This window comes from Micromonospora sp. CPCC 206060, assembly GCF_036906895.1.
Lineage (GTDB): Bacteria > Actinomycetota > Actinomycetes > Mycobacteriales > Micromonosporaceae > Micromonospora.
In genome coordinates, this window is the sequence record NZ_JBAKHU010000001.1 from 272,378 (window position 1) to 298,055 (window position 25,678).

At 72.6% G+C, this 25,678-nt stretch carries 20 protein-coding genes and 2 pseudogenes; 11 read left to right on the forward strand and 11 right to left on the reverse strand.

The window, feature by feature from the left end; genetic code table 11:
* Window positions 1-489 precede the first annotated feature (489 nt).
* The 3 genes and pseudogenes from V6U90_RS01260 to V6U90_RS01265 all read left to right on the forward strand — a co-directional run.
* Window positions 490-663: pseudogene (locus V6U90_RS01260) on the forward strand (histidine kinase dimerization/phosphoacceptor domain-containing protein); the annotation flags it as partial.
* A gap of 130 nt (window positions 664-793) precedes the next feature.
* The gene (locus V6U90_RS33885; protein WP_442933505.1) at window positions 794-1,168 is read left to right on the forward strand and encodes a sensor histidine kinase; all 375 of its coding nucleotides are present in this window, start codon (window positions 794-796) and stop codon (window positions 1,166-1,168) included.
* Window positions 1,165-1,812 (forward strand): annotated as a pseudogene (locus V6U90_RS01265) (response regulator); the annotation flags it as partial. The gene V6U90_RS33885 and the pseudogene V6U90_RS01265, both read left to right, overlap by 4 nt.
* Before the next feature lie 107 nt (window positions 1,813-1,919).
* Here the strand turns inward: V6U90_RS01265 and V6U90_RS01270 are convergent.
* On the reverse strand, window positions 1,920-2,555 hold the full coding sequence (locus V6U90_RS01270) for a phosphatase PAP2 family protein (RefSeq protein WP_334430655.1): 636 nt from the start codon (window positions 2,553-2,555) through the stop codon (window positions 1,920-1,922).
* A gap of 2 nt (window positions 2,556-2,557) precedes the next feature.
* On the opposite strand from V6U90_RS01270, the gene V6U90_RS01275 reads away from it, so the two are divergent.
* The 7 genes from V6U90_RS01275 (at window position 2,558) to V6U90_RS01305 (ending at window position 9,136) form a co-directional block, all read left to right on the forward strand.
* Complete coding sequence (locus V6U90_RS01275; protein WP_442933496.1) at window positions 2,558-3,889, forward strand: PucR family transcriptional regulator; 1,332 nt, start codon at window positions 2,558-2,560, stop codon at window positions 3,887-3,889.
* Window positions 3,890-4,024: 135 nt separating this feature from the next.
* On the forward strand, window positions 4,025-5,197 hold the full coding sequence (locus V6U90_RS01280; RefSeq protein WP_334430657.1) for an acyltransferase domain-containing protein: 1,173 nt from the start codon (window positions 4,025-4,027) through the stop codon (window positions 5,195-5,197).
* Window positions 5,194-6,141, forward strand: coding sequence for a beta-ketoacyl-ACP synthase III (locus V6U90_RS01285; RefSeq protein WP_334430658.1), 948 nt, complete (start codon window positions 5,194-5,196; stop codon window positions 6,139-6,141). Before V6U90_RS01280 ends, V6U90_RS01285 begins: the two co-directional genes overlap by 4 nt.
* 80 nt (window positions 6,142-6,221) lie before the next feature.
* Window positions 6,222-6,461: an acyl carrier protein gene (locus V6U90_RS01290; RefSeq protein ID WP_208812821.1), complete on the forward strand. Its 240-nt coding sequence runs from the start codon at window positions 6,222-6,224 to the stop codon at window positions 6,459-6,461.
* Between the two features lie 2 nt (window positions 6,462-6,463).
* On the forward strand, window positions 6,464-7,690 hold the full coding sequence (gene fabF, locus V6U90_RS01295) for a beta-ketoacyl-ACP synthase II (RefSeq protein ID WP_334430659.1): 1,227 nt from the start codon (window positions 6,464-6,466) through the stop codon (window positions 7,688-7,690).
* A 407-nt stretch (window positions 7,691-8,097) separates the two neighbouring features.
* On the forward strand, window positions 8,098-8,322 hold the full coding sequence (locus V6U90_RS01300; RefSeq protein ID WP_334430660.1) for a winged helix-turn-helix domain-containing protein: 225 nt from the start codon (window positions 8,098-8,100) through the stop codon (window positions 8,320-8,322).
* A gap of 97 nt (window positions 8,323-8,419) precedes the next feature.
* Complete coding sequence (locus tag V6U90_RS01305) at window positions 8,420-9,136, forward strand: class I SAM-dependent methyltransferase (RefSeq protein ID WP_334430661.1); 717 nt, start codon at window positions 8,420-8,422, stop codon at window positions 9,134-9,136.
* A gap of 87 nt (window positions 9,137-9,223) precedes the next feature.
* Here the strand turns inward: V6U90_RS01305 and V6U90_RS01310 are convergent, their stop codons facing one another.
* From V6U90_RS01310 to V6U90_RS01345, 8 genes are all read right to left on the reverse strand, one after another.
* Window positions 9,224-10,141, reverse strand: a complete 918-nt coding sequence (locus V6U90_RS01310; RefSeq protein ID WP_334430662.1) for an ROK family protein — start codon at window positions 10,139-10,141, stop codon at window positions 9,224-9,226.
* A 17-nt stretch (window positions 10,142-10,158) separates the two neighbouring features.
* Window positions 10,159-11,619 carry an argininosuccinate lyase gene (locus V6U90_RS01315; RefSeq protein ID WP_334430663.1) on the reverse strand — a complete coding sequence of 487 codons (1,461 nt, stop codon included), beginning with the start codon at window positions 11,617-11,619 and terminating at the stop codon, window positions 10,159-10,161.
* Window positions 11,616-12,581, reverse strand: coding sequence for an amidohydrolase family protein (locus V6U90_RS01320; protein ID WP_334430664.1), 966 nt, complete (start codon window positions 12,579-12,581; stop codon window positions 11,616-11,618). Before V6U90_RS01320 ends, V6U90_RS01315 begins: the two co-directional genes overlap by 4 nt.
* Window positions 12,578-13,522, reverse strand: a complete 945-nt coding sequence (locus V6U90_RS01325; protein ID WP_334430665.1) for a creatininase family protein — start codon at window positions 13,520-13,522, stop codon at window positions 12,578-12,580. Before V6U90_RS01325 ends, V6U90_RS01320 begins: the two co-directional genes overlap by 4 nt.
* Window positions 13,510-15,297: an ABC transporter permease gene (locus tag V6U90_RS01330; protein WP_334430666.1), complete on the reverse strand. Its 1,788-nt coding sequence runs from the start codon at window positions 15,295-15,297 to the stop codon at window positions 13,510-13,512. Before V6U90_RS01330 ends, V6U90_RS01325 begins: the two co-directional genes overlap by 13 nt.
* Window positions 15,294-16,367, reverse strand: a complete 1,074-nt coding sequence (locus V6U90_RS01335; protein WP_334430667.1) for an ABC transporter ATP-binding protein — start codon at window positions 16,365-16,367, stop codon at window positions 15,294-15,296. The genes V6U90_RS01330 and V6U90_RS01335 overlap by 4 nt, the downstream gene beginning before the upstream one ends.
* 180 nt (window positions 16,368-16,547) lie before the next feature.
* On the reverse strand, window positions 16,548-17,600 hold the full coding sequence (locus V6U90_RS01340; protein ID WP_334430668.1) for an extracellular solute-binding protein: 1,053 nt from the start codon (window positions 17,598-17,600) through the stop codon (window positions 16,548-16,550).
* 46 nt (window positions 17,601-17,646) lie between these two features.
* Window positions 17,647-18,810 carry an ROK family protein gene (locus V6U90_RS01345; protein WP_334430669.1) on the reverse strand — a complete coding sequence of 388 codons (1,164 nt, stop codon included), beginning with the start codon at window positions 18,808-18,810 and terminating at the stop codon, window positions 17,647-17,649.
* A 596-nt stretch (window positions 18,811-19,406) separates the two neighbouring features.
* Between V6U90_RS01345 and V6U90_RS01350 the strand changes: the two genes are divergently transcribed.
* Window positions 19,407-22,094 (forward strand): sugar-binding protein, encoded by a 2,688-nt coding sequence (locus tag V6U90_RS01350; RefSeq protein WP_334430670.1) that lies wholly within the window; start codon window positions 19,407-19,409, stop codon window positions 22,092-22,094.
* Between the two features lie 126 nt (window positions 22,095-22,220).
* On the opposite strand, the gene V6U90_RS01355 is transcribed toward V6U90_RS01350, so the two are convergent.
* Window positions 22,221-24,539, reverse strand: a complete 2,319-nt coding sequence (locus tag V6U90_RS01355) for a hypothetical protein (protein WP_334430671.1) — start codon at window positions 24,537-24,539, stop codon at window positions 22,221-22,223.
* Window positions 24,536-25,588 carry a glycosyltransferase family 2 protein gene (locus tag V6U90_RS01360; RefSeq protein WP_334430672.1) on the reverse strand — a complete coding sequence of 351 codons (1,053 nt, stop codon included), beginning with the start codon at window positions 25,586-25,588 and terminating at the stop codon, window positions 24,536-24,538. Before V6U90_RS01360 ends, V6U90_RS01355 begins: the two co-directional genes overlap by 4 nt.
* Window positions 25,589-25,678: the final 90 nt, after the last annotated feature.

Below are 25,678 nucleotides of genomic sequence, written 5' to 3' on the forward strand. Positions count from 1 at the left end.
CCCCTGGCCGCCGCCTGTGTGGCGGTGGGGCTGCGCCGGGCGGCTCCCCGGTCGAGTCTGGCCCTGGGTAGTACGGCGCTGCTGGGCGACGTCCTGCTGGGCGGGTCGCTCGGCACCGTCCTGGTCTACACCCAGGTGCTCTACGACGCCTGCGTGTACGGGCCGCCGCGGCTGTGGCGCTGGCTGTTGCGGGTGGCCGTCGGGCTGAGCGTGCTGGGCGCACTCGCCGGGGTGGTCGTGTTCGGGCAATGGCGGGGGACCGCGGTCGGCGTACTGGTGGTGCTGGTGGGGGTGTTGCCGGTGCTCACCGGGATCAGTGTCCGGCAGTACCGGGACCAGGCCGCCGCCGAACGGGCGCGGGCGACCGCCGAACGGCAACGGGCCGCTGTCGAACGGGACCGCGCCGCCGTCGAACGGGACCGGGCCGAGCAGACCGCCCGGCTGGCCGAACTGGACCGCCGGCAGGCGGTCGGGGCCGAGCGCGCCCGGATGGCCCGCGAACTGCACGACGTGGTCGCGAACCATCTGAGCGCCGTGGCGATCCACGCCACCGCCGTGCTCTCCGTACCAGGACTGGACCGTGGCCAGGTCCAGCAGGCGCTGCGGGTGATCCGGGAGAACAGTGTGCAGGGGTTGGCCGAGATGCGACAGATGATCGGGTTGCTGCGCGAGCCGGCGGCGGACATCGGGGCGGTCGGGGAGCTGGACGATCCGACCGCTGGGGCCACCCGGTTGGCTGGCCGAGGTGGACCGGTTGGTCGACCGGATGCGCACCGCCGGGTTGGCCGTACGGATGGAGATCCTCGGGACGGCCGGGCCGCTGCCGGTCAACGTGGATCTGGCCGCGTACCGGATCGTGCAGGAGTCCCTCACCAACGCGCTCAAGCACGGGTGCGGCGAGGCGACGTTGACGGTCGACCAGCGGCCGGACCGGGTGGTCGTGCTGGTGGAGAACCGGGTACGACAGGCGGTCGCCCCGTTCCCCGCCGACCTGACCGGTCGCGGCGCGGGTCTGAGCGGTGGCGGCGCGGGTCTGATCGGAATGCGGGAACGGGCGGTGCTGCTGGGTGGCCGGTTCGAGGCCGGCCGGGACGGCGGTCGGTGGCGGGTACGCGCCGAACTGCCCACCGTGCCGCCCGGCACCTCCGGATCGGGAGGTGGGTCGTGACCGGGCCGGTACGGGTGCTGGTGGCCGACGATCAGGAGGCGGTCCGGGCCGGCCTGGTACTGATCCTGGCCGCCGCGCCGGGCGTCGAGGTGGTGGCCGAGGCCGGCGACGGTGAGGAGGCGGTACGGCGGTGCCGGGAACTGCGCCCCGACGTGGCCCTGCTCGACGTGCGGATGCCCCGGATGGACGGGATCACCGCGACCCGGGAGATCGTCGCCGACGGGTCGGCCGATGTGCTCGTGCTGACCACCTTCGACCTCGACGAGTACGTCTTCGGCGCGCTCCGGGCCGGGGCCGCCGGTTTCCTGCTCAAGGACACCGACGCGGACGGGCTGGTGTCGGCGGTACGGACGGTGGCCCGTGGCGAGGGGATCATCGCACCGGCGGTGACCCGCCGGCTGATCACCGCCTTCGCCGACATTGCGCCGACGACCCCGACCGCCACCCGGGCGGCGGTTGCGGGCCTGACCCCTCGGGAGCGGGACGTGCTGGCCTGTCTCGGTCTGGGTCTGTCCAACCAGCAGATCGCCGACCGTCTGGCGATGGCGGAGAGCACCACCAAGACGCACGTCAGCCGGCTCCTGGGAAAACTCGGCCTGCGCAGCCGGGTGCAGGCGGCGATCCTGGCCCGGGAGCTACGGCTCACCCCCGCCGACGGTTCCGTCGATCATGATCTCACCGGCCCCGCCGCCCGCGTTGATCATGAAGTTATTGGCATTTTCGATCGTCCTGACGGGCAATAACTTCATGATCAACGTAACGGAGCGGGGGGACGTCGGCGGGTCACCGCGTGGGCGGCCAGCGGGACCACGGTGAGGGCCAGCAGCCAGCCGCCCAACACGTCGGTCGGCCAGTGCGCCAGCAGCATGAACCGGGTCGCCGCGACGAACCCCGCGACGCCGACCGCAACCGCCACGGTGACCGCCCGGCCGGCCGGACCCAACCGGGGCCAGAGCAGGAGTACGGCCACCAGCGCCGCCGCCGCGGCGTTGCTGGTGTGCCCGCTCGGGAAGCCGTTGCTGTCCACCACCACGAACCCGTCCACCGGGCGGGGGCGGTGCAGCAGCCAGTGGGCCAGCCCCCAGAGCAGCGGGACCACGGCGGTCACCACGGCGCAGAACAGCGCCGGGCGCCGGTGCCGGCGGACCAGCAGACCCAGGGTGACCACCACCCCGGTCAGCAGGTACGCCCAGGTGGCGGCGATGTCGGTGGCGACCCGGAGCACGGCGATCAACCCGGACCGGTCGGCGCCGTACGACCGCAGTGCCTCGCTGGTCGTCGCGTCGACACGCTCCAGCGGTGGCCAGCCGGTGGCGACGAGCAGCAGCAGCACCACGAAGGCGGCGCCGGCGACGAGCGGTACGACGAGCGGCAGGCGGGCGACCATCGGTGCATGATGGCACGTCCGGTCCGTTACCGCCCCTGATCCGACCCGACGGTGGGCGGCGCCTGCTACGGCCCGGCTGGTGGCCACGGCACACCCGGCGCGGCCCGTGCCGCCGCGCGTGGCAGGCTGGTGTGGTGACCGGGGGTGACGGCGGCGAGTTGGCGGCCACGCTGCAGCGGATCGAGCGGGCGGCGGGGGCGCTGGCGACCGCGAGCGTGGCCCGGATGGACGAGGCCCTGCCCTGGTTCCGGGGACTGCCGGCCGACCAGCGGTCCTGGGTCATGCTGGTCGCCCAGGCCGGCGTCCGGTCGCTGGTGCAGTGGCTGCACGACGGCGGTGGGGTCACGGACAGCCCGCAGGAGGTGTCCGACGAGGTCTTCGCCACCGCGCCCCGGGCCCTGGCCCGCTCGATCAGCCTCCAGCACACGGTGGCGCTGATCAAGGTGACCATCGACGTGGTCGAGGAACAGGTCCCCCATCTCGCCGCACCCGGTGAGGAGCGGCTGCTGCGCGAGGTGGTGCTCCGCTTCTCCCGGGAGATCGCTTTCGCTGCCGCCCGGGTGTACGCCCGGGCCGCCGAGACCCGGGGGGCGTGGGACGCCCGGTTGCAGGCGCTGCTGGTGGATGCACTGCTGCGCGGTGACTCCCCGGACGTGCTGGCCAGCCGGGCGGCGGCGCTCGGCTGGGCGGACGCCCCGCCGGTGGCGGTCGCGGTGGGCCGGTCGCCGGGCGGTGACGTGGCCGCCGTGCTGCACACGGTGCACCGGCTGGCCCGACGGCACCGGCTGGAGATCATCGGTGGGGTGCACGGGGACCGGCTGGTGGTGGTCTTCGGCGGTGCGCCCGACCCGCTGGCCACGGCGGGGCGGCTGCTGCCGGCGTTCGGTACCGGCCCGGTGGTGGTGGGGCCGGCGGTACCGACCCTGGACGAGGCGACCGACTCGGCGCGGGCCGCGCTGGCCGGCTTCCGGGCCGCCCCGGCCTGGCCGGACGCGCCACGCCCGGTGCCGGCGGCGGACCTGCTGCCGGAACGCGCGCTGGCCGGTGACTCCGAGGCGCGCCGCCGGTTGCGGCAGGACGTCTACGCCAACCTGGTCCGGGCCGGCGGGGAGTTGTTGGAGACGCTGGACGCGTTCTTCACCGCCGGGGGTGTGCTGGAGAGCGCGGCCCGGGCTCTCTTCGTCCATCCCAACACGGTGCGTTACCGGCTGCGCCGGATCGCGGACGTCACCGGTTTCTCTCCGCTGGCCCCGAGGGATGCCTTCGCCCTCCGGATCGCGTTGACCATCGGCCGACTCGACCCGGCGGTCCCGCTGGCGCCGAGCAACACGTGAGGCACAAAGACCGGGTTTTCCCTGATTAGGGCGTTAGGGTACCGGAGTTTTTGGAGGAACCCTACAAAGGTTCTAGTACGGATTGGTGACTCACCACTACCATGTGACCCGTCGGTATCCCTCAGAGTCTTAGAGGTGCTCGCCGTACTCTCGCCCGGTCAGGGTTCCCAGAAACCCGGCTTCCTGACCCCGTGGCTCGACCTGCCCGGGGCAGAGGCCCGACTCCGCTGGTGGTCGGCGCTGGCCGGGGTGGACCTGGTGCACCTCGGTACCGCGGCCGACGCGGAGGAGATCAAGGACACCGCGCGCACCCAGCCACTGCTGGTGGCTGCCGCGCTGCTGGCCGCAGAGCACCTCCCGATGTACGACGTGGCGGTCACCGCCGGACACAGCGTCGGCGAACTGGGCGCCGCCGCCCTGGCCGGCGTACTGCCCGCCGAGGCGGCGATCACCCTCGCCGGGGTCCGTGGCCGGGAGATGGCGGCGGCCTGCGCCGCCGAGCCCACCGGCATGGCGGCCGTGCTCGGCGGTGACGCCGACGAGGTGCTCGCCGCGCTGGCGGCACACGGACTCAGCGCCGCCAACCGCAACGGCGCCGGCCAGATGGTCGCCGCCGGTCCGGTGGACGCGCTGGACAAGCTGGCCGCCGAGCCGCCGGCCAAGGCCCGGGTGATCCGGCTCAAGGTGGCCGGCGCGTTCCACACCCCCTACATGGCCCCGGCCGAGCAGGCCCTGGCCGCGGTGGCCGCCGGTATCACCCCGGCCGACCCGACCCGCATCCTGCTCTCCAACCTCGACGGATCGGCCGTGAACCACGGCCGGGAGGTGGTACAGCGGCTGGTCCGCCAGGTCACCGCGCCGGTGCGCTGGGACCTGTGCATGCGTACCCTCGCCGACCTGGGGGTGACCGCGGTGATCGAGCTGCCGCCGGCCGGTACCCTCGCCGGCCTGGTCAAGCGGGAACTCAAGGGCGACGGTATGCCGGAGATCGTTACCCTGAACACGCCGGACGACCTGCCGGCAGCCCGGGACCTGATCGCCCGGCACGGCGGGGCGCCGAGCCACGAACCGACCATCTCGTTCCGGGTCGTGGTGGCCCCGTCGGCCGGTACCTTCACGCCGGCGGCCGAGCTGGCCGAGGGCGGGGACGTCCGGTCCGGCCAGGTCATCGGCCAGGTGACGACCCGGCAGGGAGCGGTCGAGGTGACCGCGCACGACAGCGGGGTGCTCACCGAGTGGCTCGCCCACCACGACGACCCGGTTGCCCCGGGCCAGCCACTCGCCCGTATCGGAGGACAGCACGTATGAGCCTGGGAAGTCGGATCGTCGCCCTGGGGCACTACCAGCCCTCCCGGGTGGTGACCAACGACGAGATCGCCCAGCTGGTGGAAACCAATGACGAGTGGATCCGGGACCGGGTCGGCATCGTCAGCCGGCGGATCGCCGATTCGGAGACGGTGGCCGACATGGCCACGGTCGCGGCCGGGAAGGCACTGGCCAACTCCGGGCTGACCCCCACCGACATCGACATGGTCGTGGTCGCCACCTGCACCTCGGTGGACCGCAGCCCCAACGTGGCCTGCCGGGTGGCCGCCAAGCTGGGCATCCCCGCGCCCGCCGCGTTCGACCTGAACACCGCCTGCTCCGGCTTCGCCTACGCGCTGGGCACCGTCGACCACGCGATCCGGGCCGGCGCGGCCCGGCACGCGATCGTCATCGGCGCCGAGAAGCTCTCCGAGTTCACCGACTGGACCGACCGCTCGACCTGCATCATCTTCGCCGACGGTGCGGGCGCCGCGGTGGTCAGCGCCACCGCCGAGGGCGAGCCCACCGGCATCGGCCCGGTGGTCTGGGGCTCGGCCCCGGAGAAGGGCGACGCGGTACGCATCGAGGGCTGGCGGCCGTACATCGCGCAGGAGGGCCAGTCGGTCTTCCGCTGGGCGACCACCGAACTGGCCCCGCTGGCCCTGCAGGCCTGCGAGCGGGCCGGGGTGACCCCCGCGGAGCTGGCCGCGTTCGTGCCGCACCAGGCCAACGCCCGGATCATCGACGGCATCGCCAAGCGGCTCGGCATCCCCCAGGCGATCATCGCCAAGGACATCGTCGAGTCCGGCAACACCTCGGCTGCCAGCGTGCCGCTGGCCCTGTCCAAGCTGGTCGAGCGGCGGGAGGTGCCCTCGGGCGCACCGGTGCTGCTCTTCGGCTTCGGCGGCGGCCTGACCTACGCCGGTCAGGTCGTCCGCTGCCCCTGATCCCCGGTCACGAGCACCGCGACCGGTCCGGGCGGCCCTGCCGCCCAGAGCAACCAACCATTGGAGAGGAACCAACCAGAATGACCCGTGAGGAGATCACCACCGGCCTCGCCGAGATCCTCGAGGAGGTTGCCGGGGTGAACCCGGAGGACGTGGCTGAGGGGAAGTCCTTCACTGACGACCTTGACGTCGACTCGCTCTCCATGGTGGAGGTCGTGGTGGCAGCCGAGGAGAAGTTCGGCGTCAAGATCCCCGACAACGAGGTGCAGAACCTCAAGACCGTCGGTGACGCCGTCTCCTACATCCTGGCGCAGTCCTGATCATGAGTCGTACCGACGTCGTCGTCACCGGGCTCGGCGCGACGACCCCGCTCGGCGGGGACGTCGCGTCGACCTGGGACGCCATGCTGGCCGGCCGCTCCGGGGTGAGTGCGCTCACCCAGGAGTGGGCCGGCCAACTCCCCGTCCGGATCGCCGCCCAGCTGGCCGTGGAGCCGGCGGAACTGCTCGACCGGGTCAAGCTGCGCCGGCTGGACCGCTCGGAGGCGATCGCGCTGATCGCCGCCCACCAGGCGTGGGCCGACGCGGGGCTGACCGACGCGGGGCTCGACCCGGAGCGCCTCGCGGTCAGCGTCGGTTCCGGTATCGGTGGCGCAACGACCCTGCTCAACCAGGACGACATCCTGGAGGCCTCCGGGCCGCGCCGGGTCTCCCCGCACACCGTGCCGATGCTGATGCCCAACGGACCCGCCGCCTGGGTGGGTCTGGAACTCGGTGCCCAGGCCGGGGTCCACTCGATGGCCAGTGCCTGCGCCACCGGCGCCGAGGCGGTCGCCCTCGGGCTGGACATGATCCGGGCCGGCCGGGCCGACGTGGTGGTCGCCGGCGGCACGGAGGCGGTCATCCACCCGCTGCCGATCGCCGGGTTCGCCTCCATGCGGGCCATGTCGACCCGCAACGACGAGCCGGAACTGGCCTCCCGTCCGTGGGACAAGGCCCGGGACGGGTTCGTCCTCGGTGAGGGCGCCGGCATCCTGGTGCTGGAGCGGGCCGACCACGCCGCCGCCCGGGGGGCCCGGGTCTACGCCCGGCTCGCCGGGGCTGGTCTCACCTCCGACGGGTACGACATCGTGCAGCCACACCCGGAGGGGAAGGGTGCGATCCGGGCGATCAGCCGGGCCATCGCCGACGCCGGGGTGGACCGCCGGGACATCGTCCACGTCAACGCGCACGCCACGTCGACCCCGGTGGGCGACCTGGCGGAGATCATCGCGCTGCGGGCCGCGCTCGGCGACCACCCGGTGCTGACCGCGACCAAGTCAATGTCCGGGCACCTGCTCGGCGCGGCCGGCGCACTGGAGTCGATCGCCACGATCCTGGCCATCCGGGACGGTGTCGTACCACCCACGATCAACCTGGACGACCCGGACGACGGCCTCGACCTGGAGGTAGCCGCCCACAAGGCACGCCACATGGAGATTCCCGCCGCGCTGAACAACTCGTTCGGCTTCGGCGGTCACAACGTGGCTCTCGTCTTCACGCGGCCCTGAGCTGTAAGGAAGGGCCCCTTCTTATCGTTTTCGGTATAGGAAGGGGCCCTTCTTAACACCCGACGCCGAGAAATCGGGCTTTGGTCAACACGGTGTGCAGAATGTCGGGACACCCCGGTCGGTCCGGATGACCCGGGGAATCGAGTCGCCCTCGCGGTTCCACTTCGCCTGGACACGACACCCTGGGTATTGAGCGTCACGGACATGAGGGGGTCGTCGGGACGACGGGATCACCCGCCGCCCCGACGGAGCTAGCCACCGGTTTGCCGAACCAACGGGTTAGCCAGAGGCAACCTACGTCACATACTGACGTTGGCAAAGCGACACGCGGCGCACCCTCCTACATCACTTGCTGACGAAGGTTTACCCGTGATCAGATGGCAGGGCCGAACCAAGGGAATCACGCCATGTCCTCTGCACCTGCCGAGTACCGACGGATCGCCGACGATCTGACCACGAAGATCAAGAACGGCGAACTCACGTCAGGGACCAAGCTGCCCAGCACCACCGCACTCGCCGAGAAGTACGGCGTCAGCGTCGCCACGGCGTACCGGGCCGTCTCTCTTCTGCACGATCGTGAGCTGGTCGTCGGGCAACCGGGACGTGGCGTGTACGTGGCAGGTACGCAGTAACGCCCGACGCCGAGGCGGTCGGCGGCGGCCGTGGCCGATCGGTGTGCGGCAGCCGGGAGCCACTAGGGTGGGACCGCCGAACCTGCGAGGAGTACGCGTGGAAGCCACCGAGATCCGCAAGCTCGCCGCCTTGGAGGACACCCACTGGTGGTACCGGGAGCGCCGGGCCCTCCTGGCCCGGGCGCTGCGCCGGCTCGCCGCCAGCGGACAGCAGCCGGGCCGGGCCCTGGACATCGGCGCGGCCGGCGGCGGCAACACCCGGGTGCTGCGCGACCACGGTTGGCGGCCGGTGGCTCTGGAGTACAGCCCGGAGGGCGCGCAGGTGGCCCGGGAACGCGGGCTGAACGTGATCCGGGCGGACGCCCGCAACCTGCCCCTGCCGTCGGACAGTCTCGACCTGGTGGTGGCCTTCGACATCCTCGAACACTTCGACGAAGATCACCTGGCCACCGCCGAGATGTGCCGGACGCTCCGGCCGGGCGGTACGGCGCTGATCGCGGTGCCGTGCGACATGCGGCTCTGGTCGGCGCACGACGTGGCGGTCGGGCACGTCCGCCGGTACGACCGCGAGTCGCTGCGGGCGGTGGTGGAGAAGGCCGGCCTGGTGGTCGACGAGCTGTGGAGCTGGAACGTGGTGCTCCGCCCGGTCGCCGCCTGGCGGCGGCGGAAATCGACCGGAAGTGACCTGGACGACCTGCCCGCCGTGGTGAACCTCGGGCTGCGGGCGATCATCACCGCCGAGCGGTACCTGCCGGTGAAGTCCCTGCCCGGGGTGTCACTGATGCTGCGCGCCCACCGCCCGACCCACCCGTGAGCTGATCCGGGGTTGCGCGGCACCGGGGTCCCGCTCCGGTGCCGCGCAACCCCGGCCGGCCCGCCGGGGCAGGTCCCCCCGATCGGGTCAGGATCCGGCCGGTACGGCCTCCCGGGCCAGGGTGACCGCGCCGAGCAGGGCGGCGTCGTCGGCGAAGCTGGAGAGCACCAGCTCCGGCGGGTGCGGCAGTACCGTGGCGAGGCGTTCGGCGAGCAGCCCCCGGATCAGGTCACTGCCGGCCACCCCACCGACCAGGACCACCCGCCGGGGATCGAGCAGCAGGCAGCAGGTCGCCAGGTGCCGGGCCAGCTCGTCGACCCGGGCGAGCAGCGCGTCCCGCGCCGGGCCGGGGGTCGCCGCGTGGGCGCCGAGTCCGGCCGCCCCACCCGGGATGTCCAGTGACCCGGCGAGCTGGTCCAACGCCCGGCCGGAGAAGACCGACTCCAGCATGGTGCCGGGGAAACCGCCGGTCGGGGCGTACCCGATCTCACCGGCCGCGCCGTGCCGCCCGGCGATCACCCGGCCGCCGACGGTGACCGCCGCCGCGACCCCGGTGCCGAGCCCGACGACCAGGCCGGGGTCGGCGTCGCGCAACGCGCCGAGGCGCAGCTCGGCGAGGGCGGCGGCGTTCAGGTCGTTGGCGACCGGCACCACTGCCACGCCGAGCCGGTCCCGGACCGCGTCGGCCAGCCGCAACCGGTCCCATCCGGGTACGTTCGGCGCCAGGTCGATGCCGTCCGGGCGGATCACGCCCGGCGAGGCCACCCCGGCCGCCAGGACCGGCCCGCCCACCTGCCCGACCAGCTTGGCGGCCAGCTCCAGGGCGCGGTCCAGGGCCTGCACGGCCCCCTTCTCGGCGTACGTCGGGACCCGCTCGCGGGCCAGCAGCCGGCCCTGGAGGTCGGCCACCCCGACGGCCATCTTGGTGCCACCGAAGTCGATGCCGAGCAGCCGACCGTCCGTCGGTGACCCGCCCCGCTGACCGGGGTCGAACCGCACCTCCACCGGGCTGCCGAACCCTCTCACCGGCCGGCCCGCTCGGCGGCGACCGCGTCGAGCGCGGCGTCGGCGGCGGCCAGCCGTCGGCGTACCCCGGCCAACCGGTCCGCGACCGCGTCGAAGGTGCCGCGCAGCACGCCCACCTGGGCCCGGACCGCGGCGGCGCCGGGGCCGTCGACCTGGGCCCGGTCGAGCACCAGTTCCGGCCGGACCGCGGCGGCGATCAGATCACCGATCGCGGCCTCGGTGAGCGGGTCGGTGCCGACCTCGGCGGCGGCCGACCGTACCCCGTCGGCGGTCCAGGTGTCCGGCGCGCCGGCCCGGACCAGGCGGCCGACCACCGAGTGGGCGGCCCGGAACGGTACCCCGTGCCGGGTGAGCGCGTCGGCGGCGGCCGTGGTGGTCGCGCCGGAGGCGACGATCTCGGCGGCGGACGGCGGTTCCAGCGGCTCCAGTTCGGCCAGGAAACCACCGAGCAGGGCGAAGAACCGGTCGGTCCGGTCGCAGCTGTCCCAGAGCCGGACCTGCACGTCGGTGGTGGCGTTGTTGGAGTCCTCCCACCAGGCCGCGCCGACGTTGTTGAGCACCGAGGCGGCGTCGGCGGCGGTGGCACCCGCCATCGAGACCAGGTGTTCCAGCACCACCGGGTTGCGCTTCTGCGGCATGATGCTGCTGCCCTGGGTGAAGTCACCGGGGGTGACCACCCACCGCCAGGTGAGCCAGTCCATCAGGGTGCGGGCCAGCCGGGCGCCGGTGGCCAGCGACTGGGCGTTGAGGGTACCCACCCGGACCAGGTGGTCGGCCCCGGCGACCGCCTCGTACGAGTTGGTCACCAGCCCGCCGAAGCCGAGCAGCTCGGCGACCCGGGCCGGGTCGATGGCCAGATCCGTGCCGGCGAACGCGCACGAGCCGAGCGGTGAGACGTTGAGCTGGTCGAGCAGGTCGGCGTAGGCGACCGCCTCACCGGCCAGCGCCTCGGCGTAGCCGGCCAGGGCGTGGCCGATGGTGGTCGGCTGGGCGGGGCGGCGGTGGGTGTAGCCGGTGATCACCACGTCGGCGTACCGGTCGGCCTTCTCCAGTGCGGTCGCCCCGGCGGCCAGTACCCGGTCGAGCACCCCGATGAGCTGCCCGCGCAGCACCATCCGGAACACCCCGGCGTCCAGGTCGTTGCGGCTGCGGGCGAGTTGCACGTCGAGTTGGCTGGTGGGTACGCCGCAGGCTGCCGCCAGCCGCTTCTCCACCAGGTAGTAGACGTCCTCGAAGCTGCCGTCGTACGCCGGGGCGGACGCACCATCGGTCCACAGCTCGTGCAGCCCGCGCAACAGCCGGGCCCCCCGGTCGGCGGGGATCAGCCCCTGCTCGGTGAGCATCACCACATGCGCCTGGCTGGCCCGCACCATCGGTGCGAACAGGTAGCCGACGTGGTGGTCGTACGTCGGACGCAGGTGGTGCTGCTGGTAGGTGGTCAGCTCGGGTGTGCTCATGGCAGGTTGCTTCCTTCCAGGCCGAGCAGCCGTTCGGCGTTGCCGGCGAAGATCGCCCGCAGATGGTCATCGGGCATGCCCAGCTCGCGACAGATGCGGAGCTGGTCGTCGAGGTAACGGGTGACGTAGCCGCGCGGGAACCAGGAGGAGTCGCTACCGAAGACGATCCGGTGCGGCCCGATGGTCTCGTAGCAGCGGCGGAACAGGTCGTCGAGCGTGAGCCGGTACGGCATCCAGCGCACCCACTGGTTGGAGCCGGAGGTGTCGACGTGAATGTTCGGGCAGCCCCAGGCGGCGAAGAACAGTTCCTTGACGTGCTGAACCCCGAAGTGCGGCACCACCACGGCCAGTTCCGGGAACCGGCGGGCCATCCGGGCGAGCTGGTCCGGGTGGTCGTACCGGCCGGCAGGCAGCCCACCGGCGCTGCCGTAGTGCCCGATGTGGATGAGCACCGGTACCCGCAGCCGCTGGGCGGTGGCCCACACGTCGTCCAGGGCCGGGTCGTCGAGTCCGCCGCGCAGCAGCGGGGCGAAGAGCTTCAGCCCGCGCAGTCCCCGCTCGATCACGGCCCGCTCCAGCTCGGCGGCGGCGCCCGGGGCGAACGGGTCGTGGTGGGCCAGGCCGAGCATCAGGTCGGGGTGCCGGTCCACCACGTCGGCGAGGGCGTCGTTGCCGCCGCCGGTGACGAAGACCGCCCGCCGGATCCGGTGGGTACGCAGCTCGTCCGCCCACCGGTCGGCCTCGGCGAACCGGTCCGCCATCGGTGGCTCCGGGTCGCCGAAGCCCCAGGCCCGGCGCCACTGCTCGGCGTAGGGGGCGGAGCCGGTGGCGCGGACCGCCCGTTCGTGTTCGCCACCGGGGTGCATGCCGGCGGCGTGCTCGCACGCCTTGACGGTCCCGTCGGCACCGATCTGGAAGTGCAGGTGGAAGTCGACGATGTCCAGTCCCCGGTCGACGGTCACGCCGCCTCCCCCGGGCCACCGTCCGGGAGCGGGTCGGCCGACGCGAGGTCGTCCGGGAGCGGGTCGGCCGACGCAAGGTCGTCCGGCAGCGGGTCGGGCGACGCGAGGTCGTCCGGCAGCGGGTCGGCGGTGGGTTCGGCGGGCGGTGGCGCGGCCAGCCAGGCGTCGACGATCTCCCGCAGCCGGGTACCGGCCAGCTCGCGGACCCGCCGACCGGCTGGCTCGTCGGCCAGCGAGATGTGCCCGGACCAGCCCTGCCATGGGTCGGGTCGGGACTCGACCAGCACGTACGGGTGCGCGACCGGCAGCTTCGGCTTCGGCGGCAGGTCGGTCACCGCGTCGAGGCGTACCGCGCCGGGGTCGAAGCCGAGCACGCCGGAGGTCTCGTACGCCCCGCCGTGCCCTCGCGCCGGCAGGTCGCCGTAGATCCCGGTGGTCTCCGTCGGGGTGACCAACTGGAACCAGTTGGCCAGCAGCAGGCTGGTCCGGTGCTGCCCGGAGACCCACTCCATGGCGGCCCGGACGGTCGACATGTTGGCGTCGTGCCCGTTGACGATCAGCAACCGGGGGAAGCCGGCGGCGACGATTCCGGCGATCACGTCGGCCAGGTAGCCGACCGCGATCTCCGGGCGGATCGCCACCGTGCCGGGCCAGGGCCGGGTCTGCCCGGGGCAGGCCGCGTACGGCACCGCCGGGAAGAGCACGCCCTTCGGCCCGTCGGCGGTACCGCTCTCGGCGGCGAAGCCCTCGGCCAGGATCAGATCGGTGCCGAGCGGCAGGTGCGGGCCGTGCCACTCGACGGCTCCGACCGGCAGCACGGCGAAGTCCGCCGCGCGGGCCACCGCCGCCAGCTCACCGCCGGGGATCCGGGTGGCCGGGGCGAGCCCGCCCCCGGCCGGCCAGTGCGTGGCCGCCACCTGTTCGGTGCTCAGTTCGTCCATGCCGCAGCCTCCCGGGAGGAGCGCCGGCCGGTCTCCAGCCGACCGGAGACCACCATCACCACGAAGATCAGGACGACCTGGAGCATGCCGTACGCGGCGGCGGTGCCGACCTCGAACGAGTACATCCGGTTGTTGATCTCCACGGAGATGGGCGCGGTGCTGGCGGTGTAGATCAGCACCGAGGCGACGAATTCCCCCACCCCGTGTACGAAGGCCAGCAGCGCACCGGCGAGCACGCCGGGGAGCATCAGCCGCAGGGTGACCGTGCCGAACGCCCGCCACCAGGAGGCACCGAGGTTACGTGCGGCCTCCTCCAGCGACGGGTCGATCTGGGCCAGGGTCGCCGAGCTGGACCGGAAGACCAGGGGCAGGAACCGGACGAAGTAGGCCAGCGGCATGATCCAGAAGGTGCCGATCAGCACCTGACCGAAGCTGAACGCGTTACCGGTGCTGAACGCCGAGATCAGGTTGATCGCCACGACCGTGCCGGGCAGCGCCCAGGCCAGCATGACCGCCACGTCGAGCAGGCCACGTCCGACGAAGGTCAGCCGGCGCACGGCGTACGCGATCAGCACGCCGACCGCCACGCAGCCGACGGTGGCGATCAGGCTCATCTGCAACGAGTTGAGGATCGGGGTGAACGCCCTCGGCTCGGTGAAGATGGTCCGGAAGTTGTCGGTGGTGTACTGGCTGGGGATCACCTCGGTGGTCCACGAGCCGTCGGCGGAGAAGGCGACCAGCGCGATGGTGGCCACCGGGGCGAGCAGCACGGCCGTGGCAAGTACCGAGCCGCCCAGGGCGAACCAGCGACCGAACGGGTTGGTGATCTCCCGGCGGTGCGCGGCGACGCCCTTGGACTGGGAGCGGTAGCTGCGCCGCCCCTCGTACCAGCGCATGCCGAGCAGGAACAGCACCGAGACCACACCGAGCACCGAGGCGTACGTGGAGGCCATCGGCAGGTCGCCGTTGGTGCGGTTGATGTAGATCTGCATGGTCATCGTCTGGTCCACACCGAACAGCAGCGGGGCGGTGTACGACGCCAGCGAGGTCATGAAGACCAGCAGCGAGGCGGAGACCAGGGCCGGGGTGAGCATCGGCAGCAGCACCGTGCGCCAGACCCGGACCCGGCCGGCGCCGAGGTTGTAGGCGGCCTCCTCCACCGACGGGTCCATCCCGGCCAGTGCGGCGGACGCGGAGAGGTAGAAGAACGGGTACATGGTGAAGGTGTGCACCACCAGCACCCCGGCGATGCCGCTGAACGGCAGGACCGGCTCGGCCGTACCGAACAACTGCTGGAGGCCGCGCGGCAGGATGCCGGTCTCGCTGTAGAGCAGTTGGAAGGAGATCGCCCCGATCAGCGGCGGCAGGGCCGCCGGGACCAGGATGATCGCCTCGATCAGCCGGCGACCGGGGAACGAGAAGCGCTTGAGCAGGAACGCCATCGCCACGCCGACGATCCCGCAGAGCAGCACGCTGGCGGCCGAGATGATCAGCGAGGTCATCAGCGATGCCCGCGCCACCCCGTCAGCGGAGAAGAAGCTTGCGTAGTTCTCCGCCCCGTCGGCGCCGACGCTCTCGAAGAAGGTGGCGAGCATCGGCTGCACCACGTAGCCCCAGAGGATCAGCACAAGGGGCAGCACCAGCAGGTACGGGAACCAGGCGGAGGTGGAACCCCCGCGCAGCCGGTCGGTGAACCGGGGGCGGCCGGGGTCACCGGCCGGGCCGGGGTCGGCGGTGACCGGGAGAAGGTTGGCGGCGGTCGGGGCGACGGTCACGGCCGCACCACCCACATCCGGTGGGCCGGCAGGCGCAGCCCGATCTGGTCGCCGACCGTGAGCCCGTCCGGTACGTCCACGGCGGCGACCATGACCTCCTCCCCCGCGAGGTCGACGGTGAGGTGGGTGGCCATGCCGGTGAACTCCAGTTCGGTCACCCGGGCCGACAGCGCACCGGGTTCGGTGGCCACGCCGAGCCCGATGTGCTCGGGCCGGATCGAGACCAGCGCGGCGCCGCCGACGGCCAGCCCGTGGTCGGCCGGGGCCGCGACGGTGGTCTGGCCGCCACCGGGCAGCGTCACGGTGACCGTGTCGGCGGTCGCGCCGACCACCGGCAGGGTGAGCACGTTGCTGCGGCCGATGAACCGGGCGACGAAGGTGTTCGCCGGCCGGTGGTAGATCTCCTGCGGGGTGCCGATCTGCTGGACCCGGCCGGATTCCATCACCGCGATCCGGTCGGACATCGCCATCGCCTCGGCCTGGTCGTGCGTGACGTAGATGGAGGTGATGCCGGCCTCCCGCTGGATCCGGCGGATCTCCACCCGGGTCTCCTCGCGCAGCTTGGCGTCGAGGTTGGACAGCGGCTCGTCGAGCAGCAGGGTACGCGGCCGGATGACCAGGGCCCGGGCCAGCGCCACGCGCTGCTGCTGGCCGCCGGAGAGTTCGTCGATCCGCCGGTTGCCGTACCCGTCGAGGTGCACCTGCTCCAGGGCCTCGGCGACCCGGCGCCGGCTCTCGTCCCGGCGTACCTTGCGGATCTTCAGTCCGTACGCGACGTTCTGCGCGACGCTCATGTGCGGGAAGAGGGCGTAGTTCTGGAACACCATGCCGGTGTCCCGCTTGTTCGGCGGCCGGCGGGTGACGTCCTCGGAGCCGAAACGGATCCGGCCGGACGTGGGGAAGTAGAACCCCGCCACCATCCGCAGGGTGGTGGTCTTGCCACAGCCGCTCGGGCCCAGCAGGGTGAAGAACTCCCCGGCGCCGATGGTGATGTCGACGTCGTCGACCGCTGCGGTGTCGCCGGTACGCGCGAAGCGCTTGCTCACCGACTCCAACGTGACATCGATCATGATGCCCTCTCCTCTATCCGTGCCGGGCCTGGACGGTTGCGGGTCGGAGGGTGGCCGGCAGCCGGCCTCCGACCCGGTGCGCCGGTGCCGGACCGGAGGGTCGGCGAACCGGGCGCCGGTGCCGGACCGCACGGGTCCGGCACCGGTGGGCCGACCGGCCGGAGCCGGTCGGCCACCGCGTCAGCCCTTGTTCTTGATCTGGGAGTTCCAGTGGTTGATCCACTCGGTCTCGTTCTTGGCGATGACGTCCCAGTTGACGTCCATCGGCTTCAGGCCGAGGTCGGCCAGCCACTGCGGTTCGTTGGCGATCTTCACGGCCGGGATCTGGAAGTAGTCCTTGGCCAGGGTGGCGCGGAGCTGGTCGTCGAAGAGGAACTCGATGAACTTCTGCGCGCCGGCGGTGTTGCCGCCCTTGACCGCGGCGAGGCCGTCGACCAGGACCGGGGCGCCGGAGGCCGGCATCACGTAGCCGAACGGCATGTTCGACTGGTTGGCCTGGAGCAGGATGTCCTGGAGGTTCCAGGCGCTGAGCACGCCCTGCTGACGCGACATCTTCAGGTAGAGGTCGGTCGGGTTGGCCGCGTAGGTGCCGGTGTTGGCGTCGAGCTTGCGCAGCCAGTCGTAGCCGGGCTGCGGGTTGCTGCCGTCCGGGGACTGGCGCTGGATCATCGAGGCGTAGATCGACCGCATGGTGCCGGACGCGGCCACGTCCCGGATGATGATCTTGTCCTTCCACTTCGGGTCGAGCAGCTCGTCCCAGTCCTTCGGCGCCTGCTCCGGGGTGAGCGCCTTGTTGTTGTACATGATGACCTCGGGCAGCAGGATCTCGCCGAACCAGCGGCCCTGGGGGTCCCGGTACTTGGCGTCCATCTTGCTGGCGAAGGCCGGCTGCCAGCCGTGCAGCAGGTCCTCACCGGCCCCGGCGGAGAGCCCCTGCTGGGTGCCACCCCACCAGACGCTGGCCTGCGGGTTGGCCTTCTCGGCCCGGACCCGCTCCAGGATCTCCTGGGCGCCGAGGTTGAGCACCTCGACCTTCCCCTTGTACTCGGGGAACTTCCCGGTGAACTGCTCGACGACGTAGTCGGCGACCTTCTTGTCACGGGCGGTGTAGATCACCAGCTTCTCGGCGCTCGCGCCTGCGGCGTCGGTGCTGTCGTCGCTGGTACCGCCGCACGCGGTGCCGGCGGCGAGGACCGCGGCCAACGCTCCGACGAGAACAAGGCGACGTCTCATGGAAAACCTCCGGGGGGGGGAAAGGGAACCTGTGGTGGGTCGGGTGTTACGGGGTGGGTAGGAGGGCGGGCAGTCCGCTAACGGCGGCGGAGAGTGCGTAGCTGATGGCGCCGTGCAGTACGGCGCGGTCGCCGAGCACCGCCCGGCGTACGTCGGTGCTGGCCGGCGCCGCCTCGGCCACCAGGGCCTGGAGGCGGGCGATGGCCGGGTCGTCGAGCTGGGCGGCGGCCCCGCTGAGCAGTACCCGTCCCGGGTCGACCACGCAGACGCAGGAGACGATGAGCCGGGCCCAGGCCCGCAGCACCTCGTCGGTGTACGCGGCGACGGCGTCGTCGGTGCGGGCCAGCTCGACCAGCGCGCCGACCGGGTTGTCCGGCCGCCGGCCGGGGCGCAGCGCGACGAGCCGCTCGGCGATGGCGTTCTCCGACCAGCGGTCCTCGAACGGCCCCACCCCGTCGTGGCCGTGACCGGCCGGGTCCAGAGGCAGGAAGCCGACCTCCCCGGCCGCCCCGCCGGCACCCCGCCGGACCTGCCCGTCCAGGACCAGTCCGGCGCCGATGCCGTCGGCGACGTGCAGCAGCAGCAGGTCGGCCACGTCGCTGCCGGCTCCGGCGGCGTGCTCGCCGGCCGCCATCAGGTTGACGTCGTTGTCCACCACGACCGGGACACCCAGTCGACGTTGGACGGTCTCCCCTATCGGCCGCCCCTCGACCAGGCCGACCGAGGGGGCGAGCCGGACCGCGCCGCCGGAGGAGACCCCGGGCGCGGCGATCGCCACGCCGCGTAGCGCGGAGAGCCCGTCGCCGACCAGTTCGGGGATGAACCGGCAGACCGTCTCCACGATGTCCCCGGCGAGCCGGGCGGTACGGTGCGCGATCACCTCCCCGTCACTGTCGGCGATCTCGCAGCTGATCCGGGACGGTTCCAGGGCGACCGCCGCGACCAGTTCGGCGCGGGGGTTGAACTCCAGCATGGCCCGTGGCCGGCCGGCCCGGGAGGCACCTGGCCCCCGCTCGATGAGGTAGCCCTCGGCGATCAGGTCGCGTACCAGCGGGGTGAGCGTGGCCGGGCTGAGCCCGGTGAGCTCGGTCAGCTCGGCACGGGAGAGCACCCGGACCTGGCGGGCGGTCGAGATCACGGACTGCCGCTTGATCTCCTTGGCCCGCTCCCGGCTCACCGGGCTCGTTGGTGGCGTCACCACATCACTCACTCTTCCTTCCTACGGCGAAGAAACTAAAGGCGCAAGTCACAGATCGGCCACGACCGTCTCGGATCATGGCCCTGAACAGCCCAAATCAAGCTCCGGGGGACGGAACGGGCAATGGTCGACCGGATGGGCATGGCACAACCGGCCCGGGGAAATGCGGCGACTTCATTCCTTCCGCAAAAGAAGAAACTTAGGCGGGAACTCTTGACGACCTAGCCGGTGATCTTTAGCGTCAGCCGGCGAAGGCCTTCCAGTGTGTACGGGCCCCCCGTACCACTGCGCACCCCCCGTGCCCGGCGTCGATCCGCGACGCCCACCGCACGTCGGCACGGATACCCGTCGCCGACCACCACCTCCGGCGTCGGGAATCGACGCTGAACCAACCCGGCAGGCGTCGGGACCCGACGCTGCACCAACCCGACCCGGCGTCGAGTCCGGCGTGCGCCACCATCCGGTGCCGCACGCCGGTGCCGACCCCCATCCCGCGACGGCACCGGTCCGCGACGCCGCCGCCAACCCTCACCACCGGCGTGCCCACGACCCGGTGGCAGTGCTCCCTGCCACCGCGCCCCGGCACGTCCGCCGCCAGGAGGATCCGCATGCGCCTGAGAAGATTCCTGTTACCCACCGCGCTCGGCCTGAGCCTGATCGCCACACCGACCTCCCCCGCCGTGGCCGCCCCGGAGAAATCCGGCGCGGTCGACCTGGACGTGCTCTTCGTCAGCGCCCACCCGGACGACGAGGCGGGCAGCCTCGCCACCCTCGGACAGTGGAAGGAGAAGCACGGCACCCGATCCGGGGTCATCACGATCACCCGGGGCGAGGGCGGCGGTAACGCCATCGGCCTGGAGGAGGGGCCGCCGCTGGGCATCATCCGGGAACGCGAGGAACGCACCGCGATCGGCATGGCCGGCGTGGAGAACCTGTACAACCTGGACCGGGTGGACTTCTGGTACACCGCGTCCGCGCCGCTGAGCGAGCAGATCTGGGGACACGACGAGACCCTGGCCCAGATCGTCCGGGTGATCCGGCAGACCCGGCCCGAGATCATCATGACGATGAACCCGTCACCGACCCCGGGCAACCACGGCAACCACCAGCAGGCCGCCCGGTTCGCCGCCGAGGCGTACGCCGCCGCCGGTGACCCGACCGCCTTCCCCGAGCAGTTGACGTCCGAAGGGCTGAGCCCGTTCCGGCCGGCGAAGCTGCTGAAGACCGGCGGTACCGGCACCTCGTCGGCCGGCCCGGCCTGCGCCACCAGCTTCACCCCCACCGTCGGAACCGACCAGGTCTTCGGCATCTGGGAGGGCACCCCGAGCGCCTCGGGGCAGACCTGGGGCCAGATCGAGACGGTCGCCGCCCGCGAGTACAAGTCGCAGGGCTGGGGCACCCGGGCCGACGCGCCCACCGACCCGACCCGGATCCGGTGCGACTTCTACACCCTGATCGACAGCCGGGTGCCGTACGACGCCACGGACGCCTCGCCGGAGGCGATCCTGCGCGGCTCGGTGCTCCCCGCCGTCACGGGCGGCCTGCCGCAGGGCACCGAGTTCCACCTGACCACCGACCGGTTCGACGCCGCCCCCGGTGACACCCTCACCGTCACGGCGCACGTCCGGACCACCGGCACGCAGCTCAGCCAGCCCCGGGTGGAACTGCGGGCCCCGGAGGGCTGGCAGGTCAGCGGGGACGGTTCGCTCGGCGCCACGGTCGGCGGCCGGGAACGGACCGCCACCTTCACCGTCACCGTGCCCGCCGACGCCACGGCCAACCAGCAGCGGCTGCTCTCCGCCACGCTGACCACCGCCGGTCAGGGCCAGGGTCGCACCGACGAGGCGGTCCGGGTCGTCGCCGGGGTACGCGGCACCCTGGAACCGCTGCCCGAGGTGGGCATGTTCCGCGAGTGGGCGGCCGGATCCGGCAACTCCGCGCTCGACACGCTGATCAAGCCGGTACTCACCCTCGGCTCCGGGCAGAGCCGGCAGGTCCGGGTCGACCTGCGAAACTTCTCCGGCACCACCCAGCAGGGTGAGGTCACCCTCGGCCTGCCGGCCGGGTTCACCGCCGAGCCGGCCACCGCCCGCTACACCGAACTGGCGGCCGGGGCGAACGGATCGGTGACCTTCACCGTCACCAACACCGACGCCAGTCTGCCCACCGCCAACGCCGGCGGGGTCAACGGCGACTACCCGGTCACCATCACCACCACCAGCACGCTGGACAGCACGGTGGAGACCGGCGCGCTGGAGATCGTGCCGACCACCGTTGTCCCGCACGCCGGGCACGACCACGCAGTGGACGGCGCCGAGCACTCCGGCGAGTACCCGGGCCCGGCGCTGAACCTCTCTCGGATCTGGGAGGGCGAGGCGACCACCCCGCAGGACGCCTCGGCCACCGGCAAGATCGCCTGGACCGAGGACGCGCTGAAGGTGATCGTGCACGTCACCGACGACACCCTCGGCCGGAAGGTTGTGCCGCAGGACTGCAAGCGCCAACGGCGTACCGACAGCGTCGAGATCATCGTCGACCCGAAGGGGAACTCGAACGACACCTCGACCGCCTTCAAGGCCGGCATCTTCCCGGTCACCGACGACCCGGCCAACGGTGACCCGCCGTGCTGGCAGCGGGACGCCGACAACCGGCAGGGCCCGGGGGCGCAGACCGCGCCGGGGATGACCGTGGTGAGCAAGGTCAGCTCGCCGTACACCGGCTACACCATCGAGACCAGCATCCCGTTCGCGGTGCTGCCGGACGCGGTGGACCCGGCCCGGATGGGGCTGAACATCCTGATCTACGACTCGGACACCCAGGATCTCAGCTCGCAGTCCCGGCTCGGCTGGTCGACCTTCACCGGCGTCCGCGCCGACCCGTACCGGTACGGCCTGGCCACCCTGCCCGGCTACACCCCGGCGGCCCGCCAGCCGAGTACTCCGGTCTTCCCGGACACCGCCGCCCGCAGCGTGCACAGCCCGCAGACCATCGCCCAGTCGGTGGTCGACGGGGTCGCACCGGCCGCCGTACCCCGGCTGCCGGACCGGGCACTGACCCTGAGCAAGGTCCGGGCCGTGCCCGGCGGCGTCCAGGTGACGGTAAGCGCCGACCGCGCCGGCACCGCCTACCTGTACGCCTGGGACGGCGACACCGACCACGGTTCGCTGACCGTCGACCTGCGGGCCGGCAAGCCGCAGACCGTGCTGGTACCGACCGACGGCACCGATGTCGCCTCGGTACTCGCCGCGTTCGAATCCGACGGTCGGGCGCTGGCCCGGCAGGCGTCGGTGAACTGACCCGGTAACGGCAACAGGGCGGGGTCCGGTCTCCGGGCCCCGCCCTTCGGCGTCGGTCGGCTTCCCGGCCCCGCCCTTCGGCGTCGGTCGGCTTACCGGCCCCGCCCCTGTCGCACCGGTCGGCCCTCAGCGCAGCCGGTAGACCGAAATCCGGCCGTTGGCGAAGACCGGCTCGGCCAACTGGCCCAGCTCCGTGGCCACCGGGCCGACCTCGTGGTCCGCGACCAACCAGCGCACCCCGTGCCGGTCCCGCAGGTCCGCGAGCCCGGCCGCGGTCGGCGCGGTGAACGCCGCGTCGTTGGCCCGCAGCAGCTCCTGGTCCCAGAACGGCGCGTACGCCCCGCCGGGGCGGCTCACCATCCGGGGCGCGAAGGACCAGCCCTCCAGCAGGACCGCCCGCTCGGCGTAGGCGCTGAGCCAGAACGAGCGGGCGTCGCACCACCCGTTGACCACCGCCCGGCAGTGCGCGTTGGTGGCGATCACGTCGTCGGGCGCGCTGTGGTCGCGGACCCAGCGGGCCGCCCCGACCCGGCTGGCCGGCATCGGCACCACCGCGTACGCCCCGCCGTTGGGGTACTTCCGGGCGGCGGCGGCGTCCACCACCAGTCCCGGCGCACCGGCGACCAGGATGCCGGTGAGCAGCACGACGCCACCGGCGCCGACCAGCCGGGGCCGGTGGCCGGTGACCGCCACCCAGAGCAGCGCCCCGACGCCGGCCACCGCGCACAACGCTCCGGTCCAGCGCAGCAGCGGCAGCAGCGGGGCGTACGACGGACCGGGCTGCACCGTCGCCGGATTGGCAAGCTGGATGCCGGTGAGCAGCCCGGCGAACCCGACCGCCGCGACGGCGAGCACGGTCACCGCCCGGCGGCTCAGCCGGGCCCGCTCGACCAGTTCCAGGTAACCCCAGGCGGACAGCAGCACCCCGAAGGCGAACCCGGCCCGGACGAAGTACTGGTTACTGCTGCCCGGATGCCCGACCAGGAGGTAGATCGCCGGGCCGGCCAGGGTGCCACCGAGCAGGAAGAGCTGTACCGGCTCCAGCCGGCCCCGGCGCAGCCACAGCAGTACCGGGATCCCGGCCAGCCGTAGCTGCATGTTGAGCAGGAACGCACCGAAGACCGCGACCCAGAGCAGCCCGGTCGGGCCGGCGGTACCGACGTAGGTGCGCAGCCCGGAGAACGGGGCGACGGTCACCCCGTGGCTCTCGAAGGCGAACAGCACCGCCGTGGCGAAGACCTGGGCGGCGAGAGTCAGCCCGACGGCCACCAGCACCGGCCGGACCAACCGGCGACGTACCACCAGCAGCACGGCGGCGGTGAACGCCAGGGCGGCCAGGGTCACCGGCACGGAGCTGGCCTTCGCCCCCGTCGAGGCGGCCAGCAGGAGCACGGCCAGCACCCAGGCGCCCGGCCCGATCCGGGGCACCGTCGACGTCACGCGCCGGCCCGGCGGTGCGGTGGACACCACGCTCACGTCGGGCGGTGCGGTACCGGCGGCCAGCCGGTCGGCGAGCACCACGATCAGCGCGATCAGCAGCACCCAGCTGTACGTCATCGACGGGCTGCCCCAGACGATGAAGGTGGCCTGGGTGCCGAAGAGCTGGCGTACCCCGTTCTCGTAGCCGAACTCACCGATCGTGAACATCAGCACGGCGGCGACCGCCCCGGCGTACGGCCGGCCGGTGACCCGCCAACCGGCCACCGCGATCAGCACGGCGGCCAGCGCGCAGAGTGCCGGTACCGCCAACCGGAAGAAGACCACCGGCAGGTCGGCACCACTGAACAGACTCGCCGCCGCCATGTGCGCGAAGCCGAACCAGTGGTAGTGCAGGGGCTCCCCGGCCACCTGGGGCACATCCAGCGGGACCTGGTGGGTGGCCGCCCCGGCGATGGAGAGCTGGAAGGCCAGGTCGATGTACTGCGCCTGACCCTCGCCGGCGGGAAGCACCGGGTTGGGTCGGAAGAACGACTCGGCGAGGTAGAGGGTGAAGCCGGCGACGACCATCGCGACCGTCCACGCCCAGCCGGTCGGTACCGGGGTGTGCCCGCGTACCCACCAGTGCCGGCGCAGGGCCGGCACGGCAGCGAACGGTACCGCCACGGCGAGCGGCCAGAGCCAGAGCCAGCGCGGTACCCCGAGTGCGGTGAACCCGGCCCAGGCGACCAGTTCCAGTACCAGCCCGACGGCGGCGCCCATGGCCAGGTCCTCGACCAGGGTGTGTGGTCGGCGGCGCAACGCCCGGTAGACCAGCGTGCCGGGGAGCAGCACGCCAACCACCACGTACCCGGTGTAGCGGAGCAGGTCGGCCAGCGGGGTGCCGGTGGCGAGCAGGGTCCCGGCGACGAAGAGGTAGGCCGCCAGAGCCGGCGCGAACCGGCGGGCGGCCGGGGCGGGGCGTACCGCGGGGCGGGCCGCTCCGGCCCGGTCGTGCAGGGCGGTCACCGGAGCGTGTCGGCCAGCAGGGCCGGGCCGTCGACGCCGCTGTCCCGGTCGGGCCGCCTGTCGGCGGTGTCGCTGGCCGAGGGCTCCTCGGCGGTGTCGGTGGCCGAGGGCTCCTCGGCGGTGTCGGTGGCGACGAAGTAGGCGGGGCGGCCCTGCACGGCCGTGTAGATCCGGCCCACGTACTCGCCGACCAGCCCGAGGCAGAGCAGTTGCACCGCGCCGAGGAAGAGGACCGCGACGTAGAGCGACGGCCAGCCGGTAACGGTGGCCCCGGCGAACCAGGCGATGACCGCCACCACCACCAGCAGGCCGCAGATGACCACCCCGGCCAGCCCGAGCCAGGTGGCGATCCGCAGCGGGGCGGCGGAGAAGCTGGTGACGCTGTCGGCGGCGAGCCCGACCATCCGGGAGAACGGGTACTTGGTCCGGCCGGCGGCCCGCTCCTCACGCAGGTAGCTGACCTCGCCGCTGGGGAAACCGAGCCAGGGCACCACCAGTCGCAGTACCGGGTTCCGCTCGGGCAGGCCCCGCAGCGCCTCGACGGCGACCCGGCTGAGCAGTCGGAAGTCACCGGCCTGGGCCGGCACCTGCTTACCCACCAGGCGGCGCATCAGCCGGTAGTAGAGCCCGGCCGTCCAGCGCTTGAAGCCGGTGTCGGAGCTGCGGTCGGCACGTACCCCGTAGACGATGTCCAGCCCGTCGGTGCGGGCCCGGTCCAGCATCTCGCCGATCACCTCGGGCGGGTCCTGAAGGTCGGCGTCGATGCTGACCACGTACCGGCCCCGGGCCCGGAGCAGGCCGGCGAGCAGGGCGGCCTGGTGACCGCTGTTGCGGCGCAGCCGGAGCACCCGCAACTGCGGCCACTGCGCGCGGAGCCGGGACAGGCCGGCGGCGGTACCGTCGGTGCTGCCGTCGTCGACGGCCACCACCTCGTACGCCTCGTCGAGGCCGTCGAGCACGCCGCGCAGTCGCCGGACGAGCAGCGGCAGCACACTCTCCTCGTTGAACATCGGCACCACGACCGAGAGTGTCGGCTCCGGCGGCGTCACGGCTGGACCCCCGTTTGGTCAGCTTGCGTCGGACAGCCGAACGCTACCAGGGCCGTTGGTGAGCGGCGTCACGCCAGCACGGGGCCACCC